We start from the raw sequence: 25,597 nt of genomic DNA on the forward strand, positions 1-25,597 counted from the left end.
TTCGGTGGATCCGACCTCGCTCAGCGGGGCTGAATCCACTGAACTTGTGCCTGCGTACGTTCCCCGATCCAGGAGCGCATCGAGTCGACGCTCTCCTGCAGCGCCTCGGCAGTGAGGCCGTCGGAGGTCGGCACCGACGCCGCCACCGCGTCGAGCACCTCGAGTGCCAGACCGTTGCCGTAGATCTGTTCGGACAGCTCCTGATACACCCGGTGGTAGATCTCCGTGAAGGCGTCGGAGTCGAGGAAACGGGTCTTCAAGGTATTGCCGCCGCCTGGTCCGCGACTCTCACCTCCAGGCATTCCAGGTGGCATGGCCTGAGGCGTCCCCTCCGGTGGCGCGGCGCCCGCCATGCCCTGCGGGCGACCGCCCGGTCCCATGCCGCCCATCATGGAGATGGAGTCGTCCGGGCCGGCGGAAGTATCACCCTGCATGGCCATGTTCAGATCCCACGAGACCACCGAGAGCTTCTTCGTGTCGAGGTCGTACCAGAGGTAGTAGTTCTGACCGGGTCCGGCCATGTCGTCGAAGTTGACGAGCAGGTTCTGTGTGGCGACGTACCGGGCGAAGGACTCGACGTCGACCCAGTCGGCGAGGTGCGCGTCGAACTCTGCGTCGTCGGCCGAGTCCATCCACTTCAGGAAGCTGATGATGGGTTGCAGCGTCCCGGAGTCGGCGGCATTGATCTCCTCGAACTGGTCGGCGTAGTCCGACTGGTCGTCGCCGACGTACTCGAACCGCGACGACGCATCGGCCTTGTAGAGATAGCCGGGGGAGTCGAACAGCGAGTTGGCGTACTGATCATCGGGATGCTCGAGCACCAGTCGTGTCGCGGTGGCGCTGTCGTTGACCGAGTACACCGTGTACGCGTACCGCTGGGTCGGTTGATCGGTCTCGGCGGTGAGCGACAACGCCATCGCCTCGTTGATCACCGGCGAGCCGGGCCGCACCGACAGTTCTGTCATGCCCTGATACGCGCGACCGTCGACGTACTCGTCGAAACGGATCAGCAAGGGCAACGAGGTCGGATCCTCCGGATCCACCTGAACCGTGCCCTCCATCCCGGGCGGGCCTTGCGCCTGATCGAAACCCTCGCCCTGCAGGCCGCGCAGCGTCGAGTTGCCCTTCAGGCGCACACCCACGTCGTCGATGCGGGTGCCGTCGATGACCACATCGGCGACCACCCACTCCTTGTCGCCGTCCTTCTCGTATGCGGAGATCATGTCGTCGTACTCGACGTCGCCGACCTCGAGCGACAACTCGTGTGTGACGGAGGTGTCGAACAGATCGACTGTGCCGGCGACGTTCTCGGTGATCTCCGAGGAGATGATCGTCGGGTCGCCTGTGATGTAGGGCCGCACGCGTGTCGCTCCGAAGGCCGTGGCCACGATCGCGACGAACGCGATGAACGCCACCGGCAGTTTCCAGTGCCGCCGCAGCGAGGTCGGTATCCGGTGCCGCAGACGGCGCCGCGGGGTGGGTGCAGTCATCACAGGTCGGTCTGGTCGTATCCGGCCAGGACGCTCACCCGCTGGCCGGCATTGACGGCGCTCAGTGCCGCGATCAGGTCGTTCGAGCTCGTGCCCTTCTTCAGCTGCGCCGTGTAGTACAGCTCCACCAGAGCGCCGGCGCGGACGGATTCGGTGGACACCAACTCGTATTCACTGCAGTGCTTGATGAGAATGTCCTCGACGGTGCTGGTGTAGGCCGGCTCCGGCGGCACCTGCACCTTGACCACCTGACGCTGCACATCGAGCGTGAACCAGTTGAACTTGTTCATGATCAGCAGTACGAGGCAGATCGCGACGGTCGCCGCGATGGCGAGCACGTAGAAGCGGGTACCGGTGGTCATGCCGATGGCCATCACCAGGAAGATGAACCCGACATCGCGAGTTTCTTTGATGGCGTTGCGGAATCGCACCACCGAGAGCGCGCCGACGAGAGCGAACGCCCGGGCGATGTTCGATCCGACCACCAGCATGATGAGCGCGATGACCATGCCGACCAGCACCAGCGTCTGCACGTAGGACTGGCTGTAGGAGACGTTCTTGTGCGTGTAGCGGTAGACCCACGCAATGACGCTCGACAGCACGAACGACAACGCCAGCGACACCACGATGTCGAAGGTCGTGAACGTGCCACTGAGATCTTGGAAATCGAAGTTCATATCCGTCCTTGTTTCGGAGAAGGGAAGGTCAGCGAGCCGGAATCGGTTCGGTGGACAGAAGATCGGTGGGTACCCGCGCGTCGGAGCCGTCCGGCGACACCAGTTCCGGTGCACCGAAACGGGACCGGGGTGCGAGCCCGAACGCCTCGACCGACTGGCAGTACTTCGACACCCGGATCACCGACATGTCCAGCCGGGCCGTCAAATCGGTCGCCCAGTAGGGCACCCGCTCGTTGGCCTTGAGCTCTACGACGGCCAGCTTCGGCGGGATGATGAAGCGGTTCTCTGCGCCGGACGCGAAGTGGAAGTCGCGGTCGCGGCCGTGCACCTTGTGGTCGATCGTCACGCGCAGGCCGAGGTCGGCGTCGCGTCCGACGAACGCCTCGCGCAGATAGCCGGTGGTCACGATCGGTCGCAGATCCAGATTCCCCACGAGACCGGAGACCTCGTCGACGAACGGCCGCTGCGAGTCGTCGCACTCGATGTCCTCGCGTCCGTTCAGCCATCGCAGGGCGACGCCGTACGGGAGGGCAGTGCGACGCTTCTGCGTCACCCGGTTGACGCGCTGCTTGATCTCGACCTGCACGGGAGAGTCGTCGGTGCATGCGGCCGGGTCGCCGTACAGCCGCATGCGTACCTTGCGGCGGAACTTCAAGCCTTCGATCTTCTCCCAGTAGAACCGCAGATCCGGGGTGTCGTAGTACAGCGACGTCACCGGATAGCCCCCGTGTGGGGAGTACGGATCGGTGTCCATCCGGGCGGCGAGCTCGCGCCGTAGTTCGGGCACCTTCATCTCGTCGACGAAATACTTGATCTCGTACCGGTTGAACGCGTGCAGTCTGCTCGCGGTCTGCTGATAGCCGTTGTTCACCCCCACAGCACACACTCGTGATCTCGAGGTTCCGTGGAGTTCTCCTGGCAACTTCCTGACAATCGGAAAGCTCACAGGAACCTGCCAGGAAATCTCGAGCGCGGTGCCAGCCCTACCCGCGACAATCGAAGTCGTGACCGACCGGATTCCCGAAGCGCGCGTGCTCGTCGTCGACGACGAGCCGAGCATCGTCGAACTGCTGTCCGTGAGCCTGAAGTTCCAGGGCTTCGAGGTGGAGACCGCGAGCAACGGCGCCGAAGGACTGGACAAGGCGCGACGCTTCCGGCCCGACGCAGTGATCCTCGACGTGATGATGCCCGGGATGGACGGCATGGGCCTGCTGCGCCGCCTGCGCGCCGACGGCATCGACGCGCCCGTGCTGTTCCTGACCGCGAAAGACGCGGTGGAGGACAAGGTCGCGGGCCTGACGCTCGGCGCCGACGACTACGTCACCAAACCGTTCAGCCTCGAAGAGGTCATCGCCCGGCTGCGCACGATCCTGCGCCGCGCCGGCAAGGTGTCCGAGACCGAACGCAGCTCCCGCATCACCTTCGCCGACCTCGAACTCGACGAGGACACCCACGAGGTGTTCAAGGCCGGCAAGCTCGTGTCGCTGTCGCCGACCGAGTTCACGCTGCTGCGGTACTTCATGCTCAACGCCGGGACGGTGCTGAGCAAACCCCGCATCCTCGAGCACGTGTGGAACTACGACTTCGGCGGTGAGGTCGGGGTTGTCGAGTCGTACGTGTCGTATCTGCGACGCAAGGTGGACATCGGCGACGTCCCCCTCATCCACACCGTTCGCGGGGTGGGCTACGTGATGCGGGAACCCCGCACATGAACCGGCTGCGGGCGCTGCCACTCCGTTGGACGCTGGTGGCCGCCCTGGTGCTCCTGGCCGGCATCGGTCTGCTCGCGTCGGGTGTTGCCGTCACCTCGGCTCTGCAGAACTCTCTGCTGTCGCGCGTCGACCGGGACCTCGAGGAGGCCGCACGGACCTGGGCGCGACCCGACAAGCCGCCACCGACGCCACCGCTGGACGCCCCCACCTCCCGGCGACCACCGAGCCCCTTCTACGTGCAGGTCGTCGACGCCGACGGACAAGTGCTGTTCGTCGTCAACGACGAGTCGACCGCACCGGATGTGCCTGAGGATCCGACGGGCAGGCCCGTCACCGTCGGATCCGTGGGCGACGACGGTCCGCACTGGCGGGTGATGAGCACCGAGAACACGTCGGGTGTCGTGACCACGGTCGGGATGAGCCTGGCCGAGGCCGACGAGACGGTGGACAGCCTCGTCCTGCTGCAGACGGTGATCGGTGCGGTCGTGCTGGTCGCACTGGCGGTGGGCGGCGGTGTCGTCGTGCGGATGAGCCTGCGTCCCCTCGACGAGGTCGAGCGCACCGCCGCCGCGATCGCTGAAGGCGACCTCAGCGAGCGGGTGCCCGAGGGCGATCCCCGAACCGAGATCGGGCGGTTGTCGGTGACCTTCAACGCCATGCTCGGCAGGATCGAATCAGCCTTCGCAGCAACCGCAGCATCCGAGGAGTCGGCGCGACGCTCGGAGGAGAAGATGCGTCGCTTCGTCGCCGATGCCAGCCACGAACTCCGAACTCCGCTCACCACCATCCGCGGTTTCGCCGAGTTGTACCGGCAGGGCGCGAGTGCCGACACCGTCATGCTCATGGACCGCATCGAACGCGAAGCGCGGCGTATGGGCCTGCTCGTCGAAGACCTGCTGATGCTTGCGCGACTCGACGAACAACGTCCGCTCGACCGTTCCCCGGTGGATCTGCTCGCGGTCGCCGCCGACGCGGTGCACAACGCGCGCGCCGTCGCACCCGAACGGACCATTACCCTCGACATCATCGACGGCCCAGGCACTCCCGAGGTTCTCGGCGACGACGCCCGTCTGCGTCAGGTGTTGAGCAATCTCGTCACAAACGCCCTGACCCACACCCCACCAGACGCCGATGTCACAGTGCGGGTGGGTACCTCGGACTCCGATGCGATCCTGGAAGTCGCCGACACCGGCCCCGGTCTCGATCCCGACGACCGCGAGCGCGTCTTCGAACGCTTCTACCGCGCCGACGCCTCCCGCACCCGCGCGTCGGGTGGGAGTGGTCTGGGCCTGTCGATCGTCGCTGCGCTGGTCGCGGCGCACGGCGGGAAGGTGGAGGTGGAGTCGGAACAGGGAGTCGGCTCGACCTTCCGTGTCCGCATCCCACGGCTACTCCCCAGCTGACGCGCTGAAACGGGGTTCGCCCCTGCAACACGCCGCGTGAACCCCGTTTCACCGCGCGACGAGAAGTCGCCGGGCGTTCGCTAGAACTCCGTTTGTCCCGCTGGGCTGAAAAGCTGTGTCGCCGCACACATCGCGGTTCCTAGTCTCGGCTCATCCGAGGAAGGGAACCGGCAACAATGCAGTCGCTCGCCTGTCATACCTGCGGCGCTCGTGTGCTCGTCGCGAAGTACAGCCCAGCTCATACCAGCATCCAATGGTCCGACGAGGCCCGGGAGTCGTGCCGAGAGATCGCCACCGCTGGTCCGGGTGCCTACGTGATGCGGTGCGAAGCGCTCGATCGCACCGTGGACGAGGCGGTGGCCGACGGTGTGATCCGGACCGGGAACCGGATCGATCCTACGATCGCTCCTCTCGCTTCCACGGAGACGGTCGCCCCAGCCCGGTGATCGTCGCTCGCCTTCGACTCTCGTCAGCCCCATCACCCCTCGTCAGCGCAGGAGAAAACATGACCGCCCCCCAGGAGCGGATCGAGATCCGCAACATCGATCCAGGTACCAACCCCACCCGCTTCGCGCGCGGATGGCACTGCATCGGCCTCGCCAAGGATTTCCGTGACGGAAAGCCGCACCAGGTCAAGGTGTTCGGCACCGATCTGGTGGTCTTCGCCGATACGGCCGGAAAGCTGCACGTGCTCGACGCCTTCTGCCGGCACATGGGTGGGAACCTCGCGCGCGGCGAGATCAAGGGCGACACCATCGCCTGTCCGTTCCACGACTGGCGTTGGAACGGACAGGGCCGTTGTGAGGCCGTGCCGTACGCGCGTCGCACGCCGAAGCTCGGTCGCACCAAGGCGTGGACGACGATGGAGCGCAACGGCGTTCTGTTCGTCTGGCACTGCCCGCAGGGTAGTGAGCCCACTCCCGAGCTCGCGATCCCCGAGATCGAGGGCTACGAGGACGGGCAGTGGAGCGACTGGACGTGGACGACCATCCACGTCGAGGGATCGCACTGCCGCGAGATCGTCGACAACGTCGTCGATATGGCGCACTTCTTCTACGTGCACTTCCAGATGCCCGAGTACTTCAAGAACGTCTTCGACGGGCACATCGCCGGCCAGCACATGCGCTCCTACGGGCGCGACGACATCAAGACCGGTGTGCAGATGGATCTGCCGGAGGCGCAGACGATCTCGGACGCCTTCTACTACGGTCCGTCCTTCATGCTCGATACGATCTACACGGTCTCCGAGGGCACGACCATCGAGTCGAAGCTGATCAACTGCCACTACCCGGTCACGAACAACTCGTTCGTGCTGCAGTTCGGCACGATCGTCAAGAAGATCGAGGGCATGTCCGAGGAGCAGGCCGCCGAGATGGCGAAGATGTTCACCGACGGTCTCGAGGAGCAGTTCGCCCAGGACATCGAGATCTGGAAGCACAAGTCCCGCATCGAGAATCCGCTCCTCACCGAGGAGGACGGCCCGGTCTACCAGCTGCGTCGCTGGTACAACCAGTTCTACGTCGACCTCGAGGACGTCACGCCGGACATGACGCAGCGTTTCGAGTTCGAGGTGGACACCTCCCGTGCGCTCGAGTCGTGGCACAAGGAGGTCGAGGAGAACCTCACCGGTTCGGCGGAGTGATCCGATGATCCGTCCCGCCGTACGCGGCGGGGCGGATCACGCTTCGCGGCGACGGAAACCGTCGACGAACACCGACACGATGGTGCGCGCGAGGGCGGCGAGAGTACGGTCCGGACCGGGCCGGTACCAGCGGGAGGCGTGCCAGACCGCGTCGTAGATCAGTTCCCGGAACGTCTCGGGATCGATGTCGGTACGGAAGACGCCTTCGGCGATGCCGTCGCGGATGGCTTCGCGCCACGCGACCTGCATGGCGTCGGCCGAGGAGACCATGTCGGCCTCGACGACGCGCTCACGCATGTACTCGCCTTCGCGTCGCCAGATGGAGGTTGCTCCGTGGTAGTCCTCGGAGGTCTCCAGTGCGATCTGTGTGAATGCCACGAGTCGCTCGACGGGCGGTAGCGACCGCGCCAGCACCTCGCGGCATCGTTCGTTGAGGTCGGTGATGTACTCTCGGATGAGCTCGGTGACGATCGCTTCCTTCGACGGGAAGTAGTGGTAGAGCGCTCCGGAATAGACACCGACCGCGTCCGCGATCTCGCGGATGGTGGTGGCGGTGACCCCCTTGCGGGCGAAGATCTCCGCCGACCGGTCGAGTATCTGCCGCTTTCGCTCCTGCGGGTCCACCGTCGTCCTCTCGTAAGGCCCGTACAGGCCTGCTTCGGACCGCATTCTGCCACACCCATTGATCAACCGATCAATGGGTTCATGTTCTTCACGTCTTCAGGAGTATGCATGGCCGTGTCCCGGATGGACCCGATCGTTCCCGCTACGCCGCTGGCAGGCGCCACAGCTCTCGTGACCGGCGCAGGCCAGGGCATCGGGAGGGGGATTGCACTCGCGCTCGCCGCCGCCGGCGCCGCTGTTGCTGTCGTGGGTCGCACCGCGGAGACGATCGGTGCGACCGCCGTGGAGATCACCGACCGTGGTGGTCGCGCGGTGCCGTATGTGTGCGACGTGACCGATGGTGCGGCGGTCGAGGAGACGGTCGCCGCCGTGGTGCAGGAGTTCGGCGGACTGTCCATCCTGGTGAACAACGCGCAGTCGCCGGCGCCGGGAACGCTCCTCGAACTCGACGAGGACGTGTACCGCGGAGGTATGGAATCCGGGCCCACCGCGACCTGGCGGATGATGCGGGCCTGCCATCCGTACCTGCGTGGCGGTGGTTCGATCGTCAATCTCGGATCGGCGGCCGGTATCCGGTGGAACCCCTCGGGGACGGGCGGATACGCCGCTGCGAAGGAAGCGATCCGGGTTCTCACCCGCACCGCCGCCTGTGAGTGGGCGGCGGACGGGATCCGTGTCAATTCGATTCTGCCGCTCGCCGATTCGGTGGCCATGCAGGAGTGGGCGGAACGCGAACCGGACGAAGCGGCCGCGTACGCGAGTTCGATCCCGCTCGGCCGGCTCGGCGATCCCGAAACCGATATCGGGCCCGCTGTCGTCTTCCTGTGCAGCGAGGCCGCCCGCTACATCACGGGCCACTCGCTTCCGGTGGACGGAGGTCAGGCGCTGGTGCGCTGACCCACCGATCGGGTGAGGTGTGGCCGAGAATCGCTCGGGGACAGGGCACGCCACACCGCCCGCGCCGCGAGCCGGACCGGGGTGGCCAGGCCGACGGTGTCGACGGTGTCGACGTGACCTGTCACGGACAGTGCTCCCACGCATATCTGCCCGTTTCCGATCGGCGCCGCCACGCACGCGACACCCGGTGCCGATTCCTCGCGCTCGTGTGCGACGTGCCGTTCGCGAATGCGTGCGATCTCGTTGCGGGGCAGCAGATTCTCGGCCCTCGGAGCAGCGGGGTGCGTGCATCCTGTTGCAGGAGGAGAGGCGTGTAGTCGGGTGTGGGCCAGAAGGGCTTTTCCGAGTGCGGTGCGATGTGCCGGCTGCCGTCCGCCGATGCGCGAAGGGAGCACGAGGGGTCCACGTCCGATCTTGTCGACGTAGCGCACGTCGCCCCCGTCGAGGACGGCCAGATGCACGACGAGACCCGTCGCCGAATGCAGGTCGTGCAGGACGGGATGGGCTGCTCGGTGCAGGCGGTCGTGGTTCCGCGCCAACGCGCCCCATTCGAGGGGTGTGCGTCCGAGAGCGTAGGTCTTACCGCGCTTGCTCACCCAGCCGTGCTCGATGAGCTGGGTGAGCAAGCGATGGGTGGACGAGCGTGGCAGACCCGTGCGAGTCGAGAGCTCGGAGAGGGTGAGCCGATTGCCGGTGTGGAACTCGTCCAGCAGTCCGGCCACGCGGGCGATGAAGGCGTTGGAGAACTCGTCGTCGAGTGTCATAGGATCCTCGCAATGCATCGAGATCATCGACTGATCGATTGATCAGCAGATCGGTTGACGGGGTGTGGCGTCACGCGGTCAAAGTCGTCTCCAGATGGTCGGCTGCCCGACGCAACCGCCGGACCGCGTCCTCCCTGCTCGCCTCGACCGGGCCGGCCAGCGACAGCGCGGCGATCTCGCCGTCGCCCGCAGCGAAGGCGGCGACGGCGTGCCGGAAGCACTCGCCCCCGTGTACGACACCGCCGACGATCGAGTGCCCGTTGCTGCCCGTCAGGGCGGGGTGGGATCCGTCGCGTCGGGCCAGCAGTGCCAGGCCGGCGACAGTGTCCTCGGCAGGGCGCCGCTGGCCCGCCCACGTGCTGTCGGTGACCTGCGCGCCACTCACTTTCTCCAGGTAGACGACCTGATCGTTGTCGAGGACGGTCAGGTGGACGGCCAGTCCGGTCTCGCGGTGCAGCGCGTACATCGAGCGGAGAGCGGCGCTGTGGATGCGGTCGTGTGCCTGCGCGAGGGCGCCGAGCTCGACGATCTTCGGGCCGAGGTGATAGGTGGTGCCGCTGCGACGCATCCACCCGACCCGCACGAGTTGGAGAAGCATCCGATGAGCGGACGAACGGGGGAAGCCTGTCCGTCGGCACAGCTCGGTGAGGGTGAGGCCGTCCGTGTCGCGGAACGGTTCGAGCAGCAGGCCGAGGCGATCCATGACGGACGAGGGGGTGGGGAGGACTTCGGGCATGGTCTTCTCCGTGGCATGTTCGTTGATTGATCGACCGATCAATGAGTATCTACGACTGTAGCGCCACTCGGAGCTCCGCGGAAGAACGAATTTCAGGAACAACGAAAATGCACCGCGACCGGAAGTCGCGGCGCATTTCGTCGGACGGACCGTGGGGTGTCAGGCAGTGGGTGGCAGGAACGCCTTCAACGGCTCGGATCCCGACTGGTCGTGGCCCCAGTACGCATCTGCCGTGATCTCCTCGGACGTGTAGTGACGCTCGTCGACGAGCATGCCCTCGGTGCCGAACTCGAGGTCCCAGCCTCCGGGTGCACGAACGTAGAACGAGATCATCTTGTCGTTGGTGTGCCGGCCGAGTGTCGACGAGATCGAGAAGTCGAGCTTGTTCACCCGATCGAGGGCCTGACCGACCGCGTCGAGGGTGTCGACCTCGGTCATCAAGTGCACCAGGCCGGGTTCCTCGTTCGGCGGAGCCGGGCACAGCGCGAGGCTGTGGTGCCGCTCGTTGATGCCGAGGAAGCGGACGCGCACGAGACCGTCCTCGTCGAGGCGGATCGAGCCGCGCGGCAGGAAACCGAGCACCTGCGTGTAGAACTCGTACGTCTCGGCGAAGTTCGCCGTCGGCAGCACGACGTGGCCCAGGCCGAGGCCGCCGGTCACCCAGTGTCCACCGAACCGCGTCACGACCGGGCTGTGGTCGAGCACCGGCCCGAAGAACACCTCGAGGCGGGTTCCGGCCGGATCTTCGAACGCGATGGCACCCTCGGCGTCGATGTAGGTCGCTTCCTTGTGCGAGAGCACCTCGACGGTGCGTCCCGACTTCTCTACGGCCTCACGCACGCGCTGGAGCGCGAACTCGTCACGCACCTCCCAGCCCACGGCCAGTGCCTTGTCGGACTCACCGGGCAGCACCTGGATGCGCGAGCGACGCTCGTCGATGCGGGCGTAGAAGCCGTCGGCCTCGGGCCCGGTTCCCTCGGCCATGCCGAGCCCGTCGAGCAGCAGGGCGCGCCAGCGCGGCACATCCTGCGTCTGGATGCGGAGGTAGCCGAGACCTCTCAGTTCAGTCATGTCGTCGTCCTCGAAAGTGGAAGGGAATCAGATCATTGCGCGGTAGGGGCCCTGCGGGTCGCCACCGAGCTGAGTGAGAGCTGCGGAGTGGTAGATCATGCCCGGCACATGGATGGCGTGGGTCAGACCGACGTGCGCGTCGCGCCAGAAGCGCTGCATCGGTGTCTTCAGGTGCATCGCCGCGCCACCGGCGCGCGCGAAGATCTCGTCCATCGCCCGCACCGCACGCCACGCCGACGAGATCTGGGTGCGTCGGCCGATGGCGCGCTCCTCGAAGCTGATCTCCTCACCGCGGTCGGTCTTGTCCCAGAACCGGTCGACGGTCTCGAGCAGCGCGAGCCGCGACGCGGAGATCTCGGCGGCCGCCTCGCTGATCGCGAACAGGACGTACGGGTCCTCCTTGATCGGGACACCGGTGACCTGAACGCGCTCCTTCTGCGCGGCGATGTAGCAGGCCAGCGCGCCCTCGGTCATGCCGATCAGCGACGAGGTGATGCCCAGCGGGAAGATGTACGAGAAGGGGAACTTGTACAGCGTCTCGTCGCGACCCGCGTGTCGCCAGCCGTTTCCGCTGAGCACGATGTCCGCATCGATCGTGCGGTACTCGGGCAGGAACGCGTCCTTGACGATCAGATCCTTCGATCCGGTGCCGCGCAGGCCGATGACGTTCCAGCTGTCCGCGTCGATCTCGTAGTCCGAGCGGGGGAGCAGCACGTGCAGGACCTGGCCGGTGCGGTTGCCGTCCTTGTCGCCGACGGCAGCACCGATCATCACCCAACCGCAGTGGTCGGTACCCGACGAGAACGACCAGCGGCCGTTGAGGATGTAACCCCCGTCGACCGGCACAGCGACACCCATCGGTGCGTACGGCGACGCCATCCACATGTCGTTGTCGTCGCCCCAGATCTCCTCCTGGGCCTTCGTGTCGAAGAAGGTGAGCTCCCACGGATGCACACCGACGATGCCGGCCACCCAGCCGGTCGCACCGTCGAGAGCGCCGATGGACATGACGGTCTCGGCGAACTCGCGGGGGTGGGCTTCCGCGCCGCCGAATTCCTTCGGCTGCAACATGCGGATGATGCCGGAGTCGCGCAGGTGCTTCGCCGAGATGTCCGACAGTCGCATCTGCTCGTCGCCGACGATGCCTTCACTGCGGATCTCGTCCGCGTGCTGCATGATCCTGTCCAATACTTGGCCCATGACGGTGACTCTTCCTGGGAATCGGCTGCTGACGAGCCGGGACTACGTGGAGGGGTGCTCCGCGGTACGGAGCGACTTGCGCTGTGCAGGTGTGGCGTGTCGAACAGTCCCAGCTGTGATGTGAGCGCGCACCGGTGTTTCCGTTGAACGGAACATCCTGGGCAACTCGGAGTGGGCCCGCGCTCATGTTGACGCCATGAAACGAGGCGCGCCCCTGCAACACGCCGCGCCGGACCCGTTTCACCGCGCGAGGATGCCGGTTGTTCCGATCAACGGGATGTCGCAGGAGATTCCGTCCGGCGATCGGTAGACAAGCAGCTGACCGCCCGCTCCGGAAGGATCGCCATGACCGAGACCACGGACCGCCCGACCAGCGACCTGTCTGCGGCCGAACAGCTTCTCGCCATCCACGAGATCGAGCAGGTCTTCTCGGCCCGGCTGCGGGTGATGGACACCAAGCAGTGGGAGCTGTACCCCACCCTGCACACCGAGGACGTCGTGAGCGAGACGTGGGGCGGACTCCCCAGCGACAAACAACCCCGCACCGGCGAACAGCCCGGCCGTGTCGTCGGACGCGAGGCACTCGCCCGCGCCATCAGCAACTTCCTCGACGGACCGGTGTCGATCACCTCGGCGCACCACGGCCACTGCCCCGAGATCGTCCTCGAATCCACCACCACCGCGCGAGGCATCTGGGCGATGGAAGACGAGCTGTGGTGGGACAACGACGGCGTCGAGGAGTCGCTGCACGGGTGGGGGCATTATCACGAGGAGTACCGCAAGGTCGACGGTGTCTGGCTGATCTCCTACCGCAAGCTCACGCGTCTGCGTGAGGTGCACACCCCCGGTTTCTTCAGCTTCCTGAAGCGTCTCTGAACGACGCCCGTCAGGGCAGTTCCGGCAGCGGGCGCGTGGCGACTTCTTCCGCTTCCGCGGGATCCATCCCCACCATGCACAGCATCGCCCGTGCGTAGATCTCGTCGATGTTCTCGGGAGCCTCGGCCGAGACCACGTGGTGCAGCGTCGACAGCAGAGAGCCGAACACGCAGGCCGTCGCGATGTCGATATCCGTGATGGTGAACCGGCCGGCGTCGACGCCGTAGCGCAGGTCGCGCGCGGCGCGGGGACCGAGGATGGCGATGAGTTTCGGGTGGGCGATGCCGAGTCGGACGACGAACCATCCCCACAGTGTGTCGCTCATCGCGTGTCGCACCAGATGCCGCAGCGACGACGCGAACCTCTCCGCCGTATCCGGCATGTCCTCGGTCATCGAATCCATACGGGCGCCGAGTGATTCGATGGATTCTTCGGCGACGGCTTCGACGATTTCTTCGCGGGACGCGAAGTAGTTGTAGAACGTGCCGACGCCGAGGTCGGCGGCTTCGGTGATGTCGGACAGTCCGACCGCGTCCACGCCCCGTTCGGCGACCAACGTGCGCGCAGCCTCGATGAGGCGCGCGCGAGTCTTCTCGCGTCGGCGCTGGTGGCGCGACGTGGCAGGCGTTGCGGCTTCGTTCGAAGTGGTGGGCACGTCCGTACCGTACGCCAGGCGAACAGGGATATGAGCATGCAATCAAAACTGAGGGATTGCTCAATATTGAGGACTATGTCACCATGGTCTCAGTCGGTATGACGTAGATCACCCGAAAGGCCACTCGCCATGACGAACCTCCACACTCTTCCCGCGGACGACGTCCGACAGTTCGACACCGATGTCGCCGTCGTCGGCTGCGGACCGGTCGGCACCCTCCTGGCGGTCCTTCTCGGCCGGCAAGGGCATCGCGTCACCGTCGTCGACAAGTGGCCCACCCCCTACGAGCAACCGCGAGCCGTGACGTTCGATCACGAGATCGCCCGCATCCTTGCCGTTCTCGGCATCGATTCGGACGACGATCCGGCCATCGAGTTCCATGACGATCTCTACTACTGGCGCAACGCCGCCGGCGAGACCCTGCTCGAGGTGGATTGGAAGTCCGTCGCTGCCTCGGGTGGCGCACGCGCTACTGGTTCTCCCAGCCCGAGCTCGAGAAACGTCTGCGCGAGGTCGCGGCCGAACTGCCCACGGTGACCATCCGGCGCGGCTGGACCGCAGTGGGTCTCGAACAGGACGCGAACGGCATCACCGTCAGCGGCACGGTGACCGACATCGCCAGTGCGTCCGTGCAGGAACAGATCCGCGCGCAGTACGTCGTGGGAGCCGACGGTGCCAACAGCTTCGTCCGCCAAGCCCTCGAGCTGGACTTCACCGACCGCGGCTTCTTCTTCGACTGGCTGATCCTCGACATGATCCCGAAGGGCGACCTGCCCGACCTGGGTCCCACTCACTGGCAGCTGTGCGACCCGGTGCGACCGACGACCATCGTTCCCGGCGGCCCCGGCCGGCGCCGCTGGGAGTACATGGTGCTGCCCGGCGAGGACCCGACCGAACTCGCGTCGGAGAAATCTGCTTGGCGACTGCTCGAGCCGTGGGGCGTGAACCCCGACAATGCGGAGCTCGAACGCTCTGCCGTCTACCGGTTCCAGGCGCGCTGGGCCGAGACATGGCGTCGCGGAAGGGGGCTGATCGCGGGAGACGCCGCACACCTCATGCCGCCCTTCGCGGGCGAGGGTATGTGTGCGGGCCTGCGCGACTCCGTCGCCCTGGCGTGGCGCCTCGACCTGGTGCTGTCGGGCCGGGCGGACGACGCCGTTCTCGACTCGTACGGCACCGAACGCAAGGGGCACGTGCGTCACTACATCGACTTCTCGATGCGTCTCGGGCAGGTCATCTGCATCGCCGACCCCGAGGAGGCGGCGGAGCGAGATCGTCGCATGATCGCAGAGGCAGCCTCGTCCGACGGCGCCCCGGTCGACACCGACATCGCCTCCCTCGGACCGGGCATCTGGCAGCAAGGCTCCGCGCACGCAGGCGAACTGTCGGTGCAGGGCATCGTGAAGGCGAACGGCCGGTCCGGACGGTTCGACGACGTGGTCGGGCGCGGGTGGATCATCCTGGGACGTGGAGATTCACCGGCCGACCTGCTGACCGTCGAACAGTCGCGGCGGTGGGCCGATCTCGACGGTCGCTGCGTGCGTATCGGAGAAGCGGAGTGCGACGTGACGGACGTCGACGGAACGTACAGCGCATGGCTTGACGAGATCGGAGCGGAGTTCGTGATTCTGCGACCCGACTTCTATGTCGCCGCCACCGCGTCGGATACTGCCGGGCTGCAGGCCTCGCTCGACACGATCCTCGCCGGCCTCCACCTGACCGTCGACGTGACCGCCCCGGCCGCGTGAAAGGAAGATCGACCATGGCTATGGATTTCCACCACGTCACCCTCGGCCAACGCGTGTTGTTCGGAGCGGGACGAGCGGCCGAGAACGTTGCCGGAGAGGTGTCCCGCCTCGGCGCGACCCGCGTGATGGTCGTGGCCTCACCCGCCGAAGAGACTGTGGCGCAGCAGGTGTGCCGCGACATCGACGTCGCCGTCTTCCACGACGGTATCGCCGCGCACGTGCCGGTCGAGCGCGCCGAGGCTGCACGAAAGGCGGCCGCAGAACATGCAATCGACCTGATCGTGAGCGTCGGAGGCGGCTCCACCACCGGACTCGCCAAGGCCGTCGCACTCACGTCCGGCATCCCGATCGTCGCGGTGCCCACTACCTACGCCGGATCCGAGGCAACAAACGTATGGGGTCTGACGGAGGCCTCGCGGAAGACCACCGGCGTGGACACGGCGGTGCTGCCCGTCAGCGTCGTCTACGACGCACAGCTCACCCTGTCGCTGCCGGCAGAACTGTCGGTGGCGTCGGGTCTCAACGCGCTCGCGCACTGCGTCGACTCGATGTGGGCGCCGCGCGCCGACCCGATCAACCGGGCACTCGGCGCCGAAGGCATCCGGGCGCTCACCGAAGGACTGCCGGCGATCCAGGCCGACCCGTCGAATCTCGAGGGGCGCGAACAGGCCCTCTATGGCGCCTACCTCTCGGCGGTGGCGTTCGCCTCCGCCGGTTCGGGCTTGCATCACAAGATCTGTCACGTCCTCGGCGGCGCCTACGACCTGCCACACGCCCAGACCCACGCCACGGTGCTGCCCTACGTGCTGGCGTTCAACGCGCCGGCAGCGCCCGATGCCGAACGCCGGATGGCCGCGGCCTTCGGTGCCGATACCGCCGTCGCCGGCCTGAACGCGTTGCGCGCCGAGCTGAATGCTCCGCGCGCGCTGAAGGACTACGGCTTCGACGAGTCGAATATCGACGAAGCGGTCGAGCTGGTCCTGCCCGTCGTACCCCCGTCGAACCCTCGCTCCGTCTCCGCCGACGACCTGCGCGATCTGCTCCGCAGCGCGCACGCCGGCGACAACTTCCCGTCGTAGAAAGGACAGCGGCCATGACCGTCGAACCCGGTACCCGCACCACCCCCGCCCAACAGGCCCTCGAAGAAGAACTGATCGGCCGGGTGCTGGCGTCCTTCGAGAACACCCCCGACCCGCGGCTGAAGCAGATCATGCAATCGCTGACGACGCACCTGCACGCCTTCATCCGCGACGTGCGCCTGACCGAAGCCGAGTGGAACAAGGCCATCGAGTTCCTCACCGCCGTCGGGCACATCACCGACGACAAGCGTCAGGAATTCGTCCTGCTCTCCGACGTTCTCGGTGCGTCGATGCAGACCATCGCTGTGAACAACCAGGCGTACAAGGGTGCGACCGACGCGACCGTCTTCGGCCCGTTCTTCGTCGAGGACGCACCCGAGATCCCGCTCGGCGGCGACATGGCCGGCGGCGCGTCGGGCCAGCCGTGCTGGATCGAGGGCACCGTCACCGACACCGACGGCAACCCCGTGCCCAATGCTCGCATCGAGGTGTGGGAGTGCGACGAGGACGGCTTCTACGACGTGCAGTACACCGACGGGCGTGTCGCGGGTCGCGCGCATCTGTTCACCGACGACCAGGGCGCCTACCGATTCTGGGCACTGACACCCGTCCCGTATCCCATCCCGCACGACGGTCCGGTGGGGAAGATGCTCGACGCGACCGGTCGCTCACCCGTGCGTGCCGCGCACCTGCACTTCATGGTGAGCGCCGACGAGCTGCGGACCCTGGTCACCCACATCTTCGTCGACGGCGACCCGCAGCTCGAGATCGGCGACAGCGTCTTCGGCGTGAAGGACTCGCTCGTCAAGGAGTTCGCGCAGCAGGCGCCCGGCACCCCGACGCCGGACGGACGCGACCTCGGGGACAGCTCCTGGGCCAAGGCCCGGTTCGACATCGTGCTCGCGCCCGAGGGCGTCTGACCCCCACCGGTTGACGCGGTGAAACGAGGTTCGCCCCTGCAACACGCCGGGCGAACCCCGTTTCACCGCGCGAAGTTGTTTCGCAAAAGCCGAACCCCACCGGCGCCGGGGACGGCGTCGGTGGGGCTCGACATCAAGGTGTGCTCAGTAGAGTTCTTCGAGCTTGTCGAGATCGACACCTTTGGTTTCGCGACTGGTGGCCACGGCGATCACCGTGATCGACATGGTGATCACCAGGTAGACGATGACTGCGGTGGCACTGAATCGGTCGACCAGCCACACCGCGATGAACGGGGCAGGCGCTCCGGCGATGATCGACGAGCCCTGGAACACCAGCGACGAACCGGCGAAGCGGTACTTGGTGGGGAACAGCTCCGTGATCCATGCGGCTTCCGGGCCGGCGAGCATGCCGTGCAGCAGTGCGCCCACGCACACACCGACACCCAACGCGGTCATGTTCTCGGTGTGCACCAGGGAGAAGAAGATGGGCGCCCAGATGATGAGCGAGACGGCCGGGACGAGCATGGCGATCTTGCGTCCCACCCGGTCGGACCACCATCCGCCGCCGATCATTCCGAGGAACTGGCAGACCGACGCGAAGGCGACGGTGGTGACGATGGCACCGCGCGTGTAGTCGAAATAGGTCGTGGCGTAGGCGATGACGAAGATGGTGTAGACGTAGAACGCGATGTTCTCGCCGAGGCGCATGCCGAGGCCGTGGAGCAGCGGGCGCGGCTTACGCAGGGCCGCGATGATGCTGGACGATTCCTTGCGTACGGCCTTGTCCTCGGCGGACTCGGCCTTCGCCTGTGCGGCCTGGTAGACCGGAGATTCCTCGACACCCCGTCGGATCAGGAAGCCGATGATCAGCAGGGGCACGGCGAGGAGGAAGGCGACGCGCCAGCCCCAGTTGTCGAAGGCGTCCCCGGGGAAGACGACCGCAAGGATGCCGACCGTGACGGTGGCCAGGACGGTACCGGCCGGCGCTCCGGACTGCGGCCACGCCGCCCAGAATCCACGGCGCTTGGGTTCGCCGTATTCGCTGACCAGGATGACTGCGGCACCGAACTCGCCACCGAGGGCAAAGCCCTGGATCATGCGCAGGACCACGAGGGCGACGGTGGCCCAGATACCGATCTGGCCGTAGGTCGGCAGCAAGCCGATCGCAGCGGTGGCACCGCCGAGCATGAGGAACGTCGCCACCAGGATGGGTTTGCGCCCGAACTTGTCACCGAGATGACCGAAGACGATGCCGCCGAGGGGCCGGGCGACGAACCCGAGTCCTTGTGTGGCGAGTGCCATCAGCAAGGACGCTACGGCGTTGCCGCTGGGGAAGAACAGAGGGCCGAGGACGGTCGCGGCAAGGATGCCGTAGATCGCGAAGTCGTACCACTCGAGGACGGCGCCGGCCATGCTGCCGGCCAGAACCCGCTTGAAGGGGGTTCTGGTGGTCGGTGTGCCGGAGTCCGGTGGAACCGACGGCGTACCCGACTGCTCGATGGTGGTCATGTCGTGCCTTTCGGATCAGTTTCGGGGGCTGCTGTGTGTCACAGCTGGAGGGTCAGCTTGTCGCCGCATGCGCGGGAGCAGCAGGTCATCATGGTTTTCCCGGCTGCGCGCTCGGCCTTGGTGAGGACCAGGTCGCGATGGTCGACCTCGCCGTCGAGGACAGGTACCTCGCACGCACCGCAGATGCCTTCCTCGCAATCGCTCTGCGCGTCGATGTTGGCGGCTCGAAGTGCCTGGAGCACTGTCTGATCGGCGGCGACCGGGACGGTGATGCCGGAATCCTTCAGCACTACGTCGAAGCCGTGTTCCTTGGACGGGTCGAGTTCTTCGAGCGTGGAGGAGAAGTGCTCGACGTGCAGGGTGTCGTCGGGCCAATGGGCGGTGGCCTCGCTCAGTGCGGAGAGCAGACGTTCGGGACCGCACGAGTACACCTGTGTGCCGTCTTCCGGGTCGGCGAAGAGCGAAGGAAGATCCATTCGGACGCCTTCGTCGCCGGGATAGACCCGGACACTCTCGCCGTGGTCGCGGGCGAGCCGGTCGAGGAACGCCATCGAGGTACGCGAGCGTCCGGCGTAGTGGATCTCGTAGTCGCCGCCGGCGGCCTTGACCTGGTCGGCCATCGCGATCACCGGGGTGATGCCGATGCCGCCGGCGATGAAGACGTACCGCTTCGCGTCGGGGTCGAGTTTGAAGTGGTTGCGGGGACCGCGTACACGCAGCGTGGCGCCGACGGCAAGTTCCGTGTGGATCCAGCGCGACCCGCCCCGACTCTCCCGATCGTGGAGGACGGCCACCTGGAAAGTGGTGCGGTCGTGCGGATCACCGCACAGTGAGTACTGCCGCGACACTGCACCGCAGTCGACGTCGATATGCGACCCGGCGGACCATTTCGGGAGCGGCCGCCCGGAGGTGTCGCGCAGGGTGATCAGCAGGATGTCGTCGGCGATGCTCTCCAGCCCGGACACCGCCATCGTGCGTGCGATCGTGTTCTTCGACGGTTCGCCGATCTTCACCGGCTGTCGCCGGGACAGCAGTTCCGGATCGGCTCGTTCGGGGTTGCGCGCCGGATCCCAACGAACCCACACGTGATCGGGTCCGCGGAAGGAGGTGTTGGGCAGGTAGGTGAATTCCTGATCGGGTACCAGTTCCATGTGGGGCAGGCGCCGGGTCAGCTCTTCGAGGAAGATCTGGATCTCCATGCGTGCGAGGTTCTTTCCCATGCACTGATGGCTGCCGTAACCGAAGGTGAGATGGTCGCTGGCGTTGTCGCGCCGGATGTCGAAGTCATCGGCCTGATCGAAGTGACGTTCGTCGTGATTGGCGGACGAGTTGACGATCAGCAACTTCGCCCCGGCCGGAACCTCGACCCCGTTGATCGTGGTGTCGGCAGTGACGAGGCGGCGCCACGCGGCGACCGATCCGGAGTGACGCAGGCATTCCTCGACTGCGTTGGGGATCAGGCTCGGGTCGGCGCAGATCTCCTCCCATACGTCGCGGTGCTCGAGCAGTAGCCGTAAGGCATTCGCGGAGGCGTTGGCCGTCGTCTCGTGCGCGGCGACGATGCCGGCCATCATCATCGAGTGCAGGTAGGAGTCGGTGACGACATCCGGTTGTTCCTGCTGAACGCGGATGCCGAAAGGCATCCAGCCGTGCCCGTCGGGATCCTTGCGCATCTTGTCGAGGACGGTGCCGGCGAACTGCCAGAACTTGCCGACCGCGTCGGCGACGGCGACCTGTTGCTCGGGAGCAGGTCGTCCCCACGTGTTGACGGTGTGCGCGATCGAGTACTCGCGCAGGGTGTCCATGTCTTCCTCGGGCACGCCGAGGAAGTGCAGGGCGACGGTGAGCGGGACCTCCCACAGCATCTCGTCGACGAGGTCGACGTGGCCGGTATCGATGAAACGATCGACGTATTCGCGGGTCAAGCGGCGCACCATCGGTTCGTGGTGGGCGAGCGCGGCGGGGGTGAAGGGTTCCATCAGCGCGCGGCGTCGCGGCATGTGCGCCGGTTCGTCCTCGTTGACGAGGGTGCGGTTCATGGCATAGCCGTATCGGGCCAGAACAGCGTTCGCTTCGTCGGAGGTCGGGGTGATCTTTTCGAGGGCGACGGAGGGGGAGAACCGTTCGTTGTCGCGGAAGACGGCTTTGACGTCTTCGTAGCGCGTGACGACCCAGTAGCCGAGTTCGGGACTGTAGAAGACCGGTTCTTCGTCCCGGGACCAACGCAGAGATGCGGCGGGGTCCACCTGGTACGGCCCGGTGAAGGGATCGAACGATGCGGCGCGCGGGGAGACGGGGCAGCCGGTAGGGGAGGTGAAGGCGGTGTGGTCGATGGGGCAGCGGCTCTCCGCGGCGGGTTGCGGGGTGTCGAGGACGGTGCCGATCGACTGACTCGTCATGATGCTCTCCATCTGCGAACTGCGAATTTACTTTTATCGAACATATGTGTTCGTTGAACGCACATTCAGACGGTAACGGTGGTCACACTCGGCGTCAATGCCGGGGTTGGATCTCTGTGCTGAGGGCAAGAAAAGGACGCCCTCAGCGGGCGTCCTCGAGCGCGGCTGTACTGGTCAGGTATCGAGCAGGCTGTTGATCCGTGCGGCGGTCGCCACAACGGCGGTTGCCGCAGTGTCGGTATCGAGACCTTCGATCGCGACGACGCCGACGCTCGCCTCGAATCCCATGCCCTCATGGTCGACGGGAGAGCGCACGCCGGCTGCCACGCCGACAGCGCCGTGTTCGAGTTCGCCGGCGGTGATGCTGAAGCCGTCCTCGCGTGCGCGTCGGATCGCGTCGGTGTCGGACTCCGATGCGGGGCGACCGGCAAGGATGGCGATACCGGCCGCGCCCTTGGACACGGGATGTCTGGTGCCGACTCGGTAGCCCACTCGGAGGATGCCCGAATCGGGTTCGGCCACCGCGATCACTACGCACTCGTCGCCCTCGAGGGTCGACAGGAAAGCAGTGGCCGATGTCTGCTGAGCCAGGTCTCGCAGGAGCGGTTGCGTCACCTCGCGCAAGCGGGGACGGAAGCGCGAACCGAGTAGTGCGGCTCCCACTGCCAATCTGATCCGGCCGTCGTGCATTCGGGCTACGAGCGAGTGTGCTTCGAGAGTCGCGACGATTCGATAGCCGATGGCCCGAGCGACCTCCAGTTCGGCCGAGAGTTCCGCGATCGAGATTCCCCCTGGTCGCTGCGACACGATGTCCAGCGCGCGTAGACCGCGATCAAGGGTCTGGAGGGTGCTCAACAGTTCTCCTCGGGGCTCTCGCTAGCGATACCGAAGCCTATCCCGGCCACATCTCCGGCTATCGGCATGGCGGTCGGGTTGCGCGGGCCGCGTGGTGTCCTCACCACCTGGCAGGGGGCGCTTGATGTTTCGGAAACTCGAAGTAACACTATTCGGCGCCCGGCTCTCGTTGATCTCGCGAAATCGATCGGGTCCCGGGTTGGAAAGAACGTTACATAAACGTGATTATCATCACGTCCCGTATTCCCATCGTTCGGACTACGACCAGGTAGATGCACTCGAAGACCAAGGGATTCAACCGAACACACGACACGATCCCATGACCGGCTACCGAACAGGGTCTGGATTTCCCGGCTGATCTGCGACAAGACTTCGATTCACACGTAACGCTCAGTTATTTCTCAGGGATAGTTCGGGTAACGCTCGCTCGAGTCCGGTTCCAGCGCCGGGGCCGGATTCGTCGGGAAATAGTTTTGTCTCGGGGAGGAGACACATTCATGGGGAGGACTGCGGGATGACGACGGTCGATGATCGAGGGCTCGACCCGTCCGACGCTCCGCGGCGCGCACCTGACCGTGCGCCCGCGGACGCGTCGCCCGGCACCGGTGTCAACCGGTGGAAGTGGCAGAACGTGTACGTGAAGAGGCTGTGCCTCACGGACGCGATCATCGTGGTCCTCTCCGTGATCCTGGCGCAGACCGTCCGCTTCGGCTACGAGGATCTACTCCGCGCCGGAGGTGGCGGTCAGCTCGATTACACGGTGGTATCTGCCGTCCTCATCGTGGCCTGGCTGGGCGCGCTGAGCGTCTTCCGTACGCGGTCGCGTCGCGTGATCGGTGCCGGTTACGACGAGTATCAGCGGGTCATTTCGGCGACGCTCGCCGTGTTCGGCGCCATCGCCATCATCGCGCTCATCACCAACCAGCAGATCGCGCGTGGCTTTCTTGCTATCGCGTTGCCGGTGGGTCTTGCCGGTTTGCTGTTGTCGCGGTGGGTGTGGCGGAAGGTGATCGCGCGCAAGCGTGCTCGGGGTGAGTTCCAGACGTCGGTACTCGTTGTGGGCGGTGCCCGGGCGGTGCGGCACATGGCCCGCACCTTCTCCCGTCAGGACGGGGAAGGCTATTGCGTTGTCGGTGTCTGCGTGCCGCGCTATTCGGGTGCGCCCGGTGATGTGATCGATGTCGACGGCCGGGAGATCACCGTCTACGGCGACGAGCACTCCGTCGTCGAAGCGCTCGAGCTGTCGGGGGCGGACACAGTGGTGGTCACCGCCACCGAAACCCTGGGCAGCGACGGTTTGCACGATCTGGTCTGGCAGCTCGAGCCGCTCGACACCGACCTGGTCGTGGCGACGGGTGTGGTCGATGTGGCCGGTCCGCGTATCGAGATGCGTCCGGTGGCCGGCCTGCCGCTGATCCATGTCGAGAAGCCGAGCTATCACGGGGCGAAGCGGTCGGGGAAGCGGATCTTCGATCTGGCGTTTGCGGGCCTGGCGTTGCTGGCGTTGGCGCCGGTGTTCGCGGTGGTCGCGCTGCTCATCAAGTTGGAGGATCGGGGTCCGGTCTTCTACAAGGCCGAGCGGATCGGTCTCGACGGTACGCCGTTCGGGATGATCAAGTTCCGGTCGATGGTGACCAATGCCGACACGATGGTCGACACCTTGCTGGCGCAGAACGAGGGCGCCGGCCCGTTGTTCAAGATGAAGGACGACCCGCGGGTCACCCCTATCGGGAAGGTGATGCGGCGGTTCAGCATCGACGAGTTGCCGCAGTTCCTCAATGTCATTCGCGGGGAGATGAGTGTGGTGGGTCCGCGTCCGCCGTTGCGGCGTGAGGTGGAGGCCTATGACGGTCGGGTCAAGCGCCGGTTGCTGGTGCGCCCAGGGGTGACCGGGCTGTGGCAGGTCTCGGGCCGCTCGGATCTGTCCTGGGACGAGTCGGTACGGCTGGATCTGTCGTATGTGGAGAACTGGTCGATGGTGAGCGATGTGCTGATCATCGGCAAGACCGTCAAAGCCGTGCTCGCCAGCGACGGCGCCTACTGACACAAGCTCGAAAAAGAACGGCCTCGGGGTTTCGACTCCGGGGCCGTTCTCGATCTCCGACACCCAACCGTGATTTGACTTTCCGCTGTGATGACCCGCACAGTATGTACGCACAGCGTTCGTGACGTACGCAGTGCGTACAGTTCTGATTCCCTCGGAAGGAACCTCCGGTGTCACGACGCTCATTCGAATTCGGCCGACTCCGCACTGCGGCAATAGTGGGGTCGGGTGTGCTTGCGCTCGTCCTCGCAGGCTGCAGCACCGGAGAATCCGCTGCTCAGGACACGGTCCAGGAAACGACGGTCTCGGACGGCTCTGCCTCGGACTCTGCCCACCCCGCGGCCGACGCTCCCGCCGAGGGAGAGATGCGCGTGACGCTGCTCGGCACGGGCAGCCCGGTGCCGAGTACCGAGCGCTACGGCATGTCCACGCTGGTCCAGGCCAACGGTCTGAACCTCGTCTTCGATGCGGGGCGCGGAGCCACAGTCCGCCTGACGCAGGCCGGCGTTCCGGTCGGTCAGGTCGACGCCGTCTTCCTCACCCACTTCCATTCCGACCACATCAACGGTCTGTCCGACCTCTGGATGAGCAGCTACGTCCCGGCACTCGGTGGGCGCGAGGGCGCCTTCCAGCTCTACGGACCCGTCGGCGTCCGGAACATCGGCGACGGAATGCAGAGCACCTACCGCAACGACATCGACGTGCGCGTCGCGGACAAGGAAGTCGATCCCGCGACCACGCCGATCGAATCGCACGAGTTCGCAGAAGACGGCGTCGTCTTCGACCAGGACGGCGTCACCGTCACGATGTTCACCGTGGAGCACGATCCGGTCGGTGCGATCCAGCCGGCGGTCGGCTATCGCGTCGACTATGCGGGCAAGTCGGTACTCATCAGCGGCGACACCGTGCCCACCGAGAACGTTCTGAAGTTCGGCGAAAGCGTCGACGTGCTGGTGCACGAGGTGGCCGACTTCGAGGATCCGTCTGCGCTGCCCAGCGTGTACGCGCACCACACGAACCCGCAGCAGGCCGGCGACATCTTCGAGCAGACCCAGCCGAAGATGGCGGTCTACAGCCACATCGTCAACGGCATCCCGGGCCGCGTCCCCGGCATCTCGGATGAGATGCTCGTCGAACGCACCCGCGAGAACTACGACGGTCCGCTGACCGTCGGCAGCGACCTGATGACCTTCCTCATCACCGGCGACGAGGTGCAGGTCGACAACTGATCGACAGCACGGACCGAACCCCGCCGATACTGTCGGCGGGGTTTCGTCGTGGGGCATCCGGGGTCAT

Annotated in this window: 23 protein-coding genes; 11 read left to right on the plus strand and 12 right to left on the minus strand. The window is 65.9% G+C overall.

The window, feature by feature from the left end:
- Positions 1-20: 20 nt before the first annotated feature.
- From A5767_RS04450 to A5767_RS04460, 3 genes are read right to left on the minus strand one after another with little or no spacing between them, the layout of a single operon-like run.
- The gene (locus tag A5767_RS04450; RefSeq protein WP_082937598.1) at positions 21-1,490 is read right to left on the minus strand and encodes a CotH kinase family protein; all 1,470 of its coding nucleotides are present in this window, start codon (positions 1,488-1,490) and stop codon (positions 21-23) included.
- Positions 1,490-2,167 carry a DUF4956 domain-containing protein gene (locus tag A5767_RS04455; RefSeq protein ID WP_064851757.1) on the minus strand — a complete coding sequence of 226 codons (678 nt, stop codon included), beginning with the start codon at positions 2,165-2,167 and terminating at the stop codon, positions 1,490-1,492. The genes A5767_RS04450 and A5767_RS04455 overlap by 1 nt, the downstream gene beginning before the upstream one ends.
- A gap of 28 nt (positions 2,168-2,195) precedes the next feature.
- Positions 2,196-3,038, minus strand: coding sequence for a polyphosphate polymerase domain-containing protein (locus A5767_RS04460; RefSeq protein WP_019290963.1), 843 nt, complete (start codon positions 3,036-3,038; stop codon positions 2,196-2,198).
- Between the two features lie 133 nt (positions 3,039-3,171).
- Between A5767_RS04460 and A5767_RS04465 the strand changes: the two genes are divergently transcribed.
- The 3 genes from A5767_RS04465 (at position 3,172) to A5767_RS04480 (ending at position 6,924) form a co-directional block, all read left to right on the plus strand.
- Positions 3,172-3,879 (plus strand): response regulator transcription factor, encoded by a 708-nt coding sequence (locus tag A5767_RS04465; protein ID WP_006553092.1) that lies wholly within the window; start codon positions 3,172-3,174, stop codon positions 3,877-3,879.
- Complete coding sequence (locus A5767_RS04470; protein ID WP_039958259.1) at positions 3,876-5,282, plus strand: sensor histidine kinase; 1,407 nt, start codon at positions 3,876-3,878, stop codon at positions 5,280-5,282. Before A5767_RS04465 ends, A5767_RS04470 begins: the two co-directional genes overlap by 4 nt.
- 505 nt (positions 5,283-5,787) lie before the next feature.
- A complete protein-coding gene (locus tag A5767_RS04480; protein WP_064851758.1) occupies positions 5,788-6,924 on the plus strand; it encodes a Rieske 2Fe-2S domain-containing protein in 1,137 nt (378 codons plus the stop codon).
- Between the two features lie 36 nt (positions 6,925-6,960).
- Here the strand turns inward: A5767_RS04480 and A5767_RS04485 are convergent, their stop codons facing one another.
- Entirely contained in the window at positions 6,961-7,548 is a 588-nt protein-coding gene (locus A5767_RS04485; RefSeq protein WP_019290968.1) for a TetR/AcrR family transcriptional regulator, read from the minus strand.
- Between the two features lie 108 nt (positions 7,549-7,656).
- On the opposite strand from A5767_RS04485, the gene A5767_RS04490 reads away from it, so the two are divergent.
- Entirely contained in the window at positions 7,657-8,445 is a 789-nt protein-coding gene (locus tag A5767_RS04490) for an SDR family NAD(P)-dependent oxidoreductase (RefSeq protein WP_006553087.1), read from the plus strand.
- Here A5767_RS04490 and A5767_RS04495 read toward each other — a convergent pair.
- From A5767_RS04495 to A5767_RS04510, 4 genes are all read right to left on the minus strand, one after another.
- Positions 8,427-9,209 carry an IclR family transcriptional regulator gene (locus A5767_RS04495; RefSeq protein ID WP_064851759.1) on the minus strand — a complete coding sequence of 261 codons (783 nt, stop codon included), beginning with the start codon at positions 9,207-9,209 and terminating at the stop codon, positions 8,427-8,429. The genes A5767_RS04490 and A5767_RS04495 overlap by 19 nt on opposite strands.
- A gap of 70 nt (positions 9,210-9,279) precedes the next feature.
- On the minus strand, positions 9,280-9,945 hold the full coding sequence (locus tag A5767_RS04500; RefSeq protein ID WP_231913117.1) for an IclR family transcriptional regulator: 666 nt from the start codon (positions 9,943-9,945) through the stop codon (positions 9,280-9,282).
- 159 nt (positions 9,946-10,104) lie between these two features.
- A complete protein-coding gene (gene bphC, locus A5767_RS04505) occupies positions 10,105-11,016 on the minus strand; it encodes a biphenyl-2,3-diol 1,2-dioxygenase (RefSeq protein WP_006553084.1) in 912 nt (303 codons plus the stop codon).
- 27 nt (positions 11,017-11,043) lie between these two features.
- Entirely contained in the window at positions 11,044-12,216 is a 1,173-nt protein-coding gene (locus tag A5767_RS04510; protein WP_064851760.1) for an acyl-CoA dehydrogenase family protein, read from the minus strand.
- Positions 12,217-12,561: 345 nt separating this feature from the next.
- Here A5767_RS04510 and A5767_RS04515 point away from each other — a divergent pair, with 345 nt between their 5' ends.
- Complete coding sequence (locus tag A5767_RS04515; RefSeq protein ID WP_064851761.1) at positions 12,562-13,092, plus strand: nuclear transport factor 2 family protein; 531 nt, start codon at positions 12,562-12,564, stop codon at positions 13,090-13,092.
- 10 nt (positions 13,093-13,102) lie between these two features.
- Here A5767_RS04515 and A5767_RS04520 read toward each other — a convergent pair whose 3' ends face one another.
- Positions 13,103-13,747, minus strand: a complete 645-nt coding sequence (locus tag A5767_RS04520) for a TetR/AcrR family transcriptional regulator (RefSeq protein ID WP_006553081.1) — start codon at positions 13,745-13,747, stop codon at positions 13,103-13,105.
- Between the two features lie 129 nt (positions 13,748-13,876).
- On the opposite strand from A5767_RS04520, the gene A5767_RS23900 reads away from it, so the two are divergent.
- The 4 genes from A5767_RS23900 to A5767_RS04535 are packed head-to-tail and all read left to right on the plus strand — an operon-like array spanning position 13,877 to position 17,494.
- Complete coding sequence (locus tag A5767_RS23900; protein WP_269454681.1) at positions 13,877-14,284, plus strand: FAD-dependent monooxygenase; 408 nt, start codon at positions 13,877-13,879, stop codon at positions 14,282-14,284.
- Complete coding sequence (gene mhpA, locus A5767_RS04525) at positions 14,182-15,495, plus strand: bifunctional 3-(3-hydroxy-phenyl)propionate/3-hydroxycinnamic acid hydroxylase MhpA (RefSeq protein WP_269454682.1); 1,314 nt, start codon at positions 14,182-14,184, stop codon at positions 15,493-15,495. The genes A5767_RS23900 and mhpA overlap by 103 nt, the downstream gene beginning before the upstream one ends.
- Before the next feature lie 14 nt (positions 15,496-15,509).
- Entirely contained in the window at positions 15,510-16,574 is a 1,065-nt protein-coding gene (locus tag A5767_RS04530) for a maleylacetate reductase (RefSeq protein ID WP_064851762.1), read from the plus strand.
- A 14-nt stretch (positions 16,575-16,588) separates the two neighbouring features.
- Positions 16,589-17,494, plus strand: a complete 906-nt coding sequence (locus tag A5767_RS04535) for a dioxygenase family protein (protein ID WP_006553078.1) — start codon at positions 16,589-16,591, stop codon at positions 17,492-17,494.
- A 144-nt stretch (positions 17,495-17,638) separates the two neighbouring features.
- Here A5767_RS04535 and A5767_RS04540 read toward each other — a convergent pair whose 3' ends face one another.
- The 3 genes from A5767_RS04540 to A5767_RS04550 all read right to left on the minus strand — a co-directional run bounded on the left by A5767_RS04540 (position 17,639) and on the right by A5767_RS04550 (position 22,257).
- On the minus strand, positions 17,639-19,003 hold the full coding sequence (locus A5767_RS04540; protein ID WP_197483197.1) for an MFS transporter: 1,365 nt from the start codon (positions 19,001-19,003) through the stop codon (positions 17,639-17,641).
- Positions 19,004-19,041: 38 nt separating this feature from the next.
- Entirely contained in the window at positions 19,042-21,402 is a 2,361-nt protein-coding gene (locus A5767_RS04545; protein ID WP_064851779.1) for a cytochrome P450/oxidoreductase, read from the minus strand.
- 174 nt (positions 21,403-21,576) lie between these two features.
- Positions 21,577-22,257 carry an IclR family transcriptional regulator gene (locus A5767_RS04550; protein ID WP_006553075.1) on the minus strand — a complete coding sequence of 227 codons (681 nt, stop codon included), beginning with the start codon at positions 22,255-22,257 and terminating at the stop codon, positions 21,577-21,579.
- Positions 22,258-22,771: 514 nt separating this feature from the next.
- Between A5767_RS04550 and A5767_RS04555 the strand changes: the two genes are divergently transcribed.
- Entirely contained in the window at positions 22,772-24,301 is a 1,530-nt protein-coding gene (locus A5767_RS04555) for a sugar transferase (RefSeq protein WP_064851763.1), read from the plus strand.
- 170 nt (positions 24,302-24,471) lie between these two features.
- Positions 24,472-25,530, plus strand: a complete 1,059-nt coding sequence (locus A5767_RS04560) for an MBL fold metallo-hydrolase (RefSeq protein WP_231913118.1) — start codon at positions 24,472-24,474, stop codon at positions 25,528-25,530.
- Positions 25,531-25,597 lie beyond the last annotated feature (67 nt).

The sequence above is a fragment of the Rhodococcus sp. 852002-51564_SCH6189132-a genome (assembly GCF_001665495.1).
In the GTDB taxonomy this organism is placed as follows: Bacteria; Actinomycetota; Actinomycetes; order Mycobacteriales; family Mycobacteriaceae; genus Rhodococcus; species Rhodococcus pyridinivorans.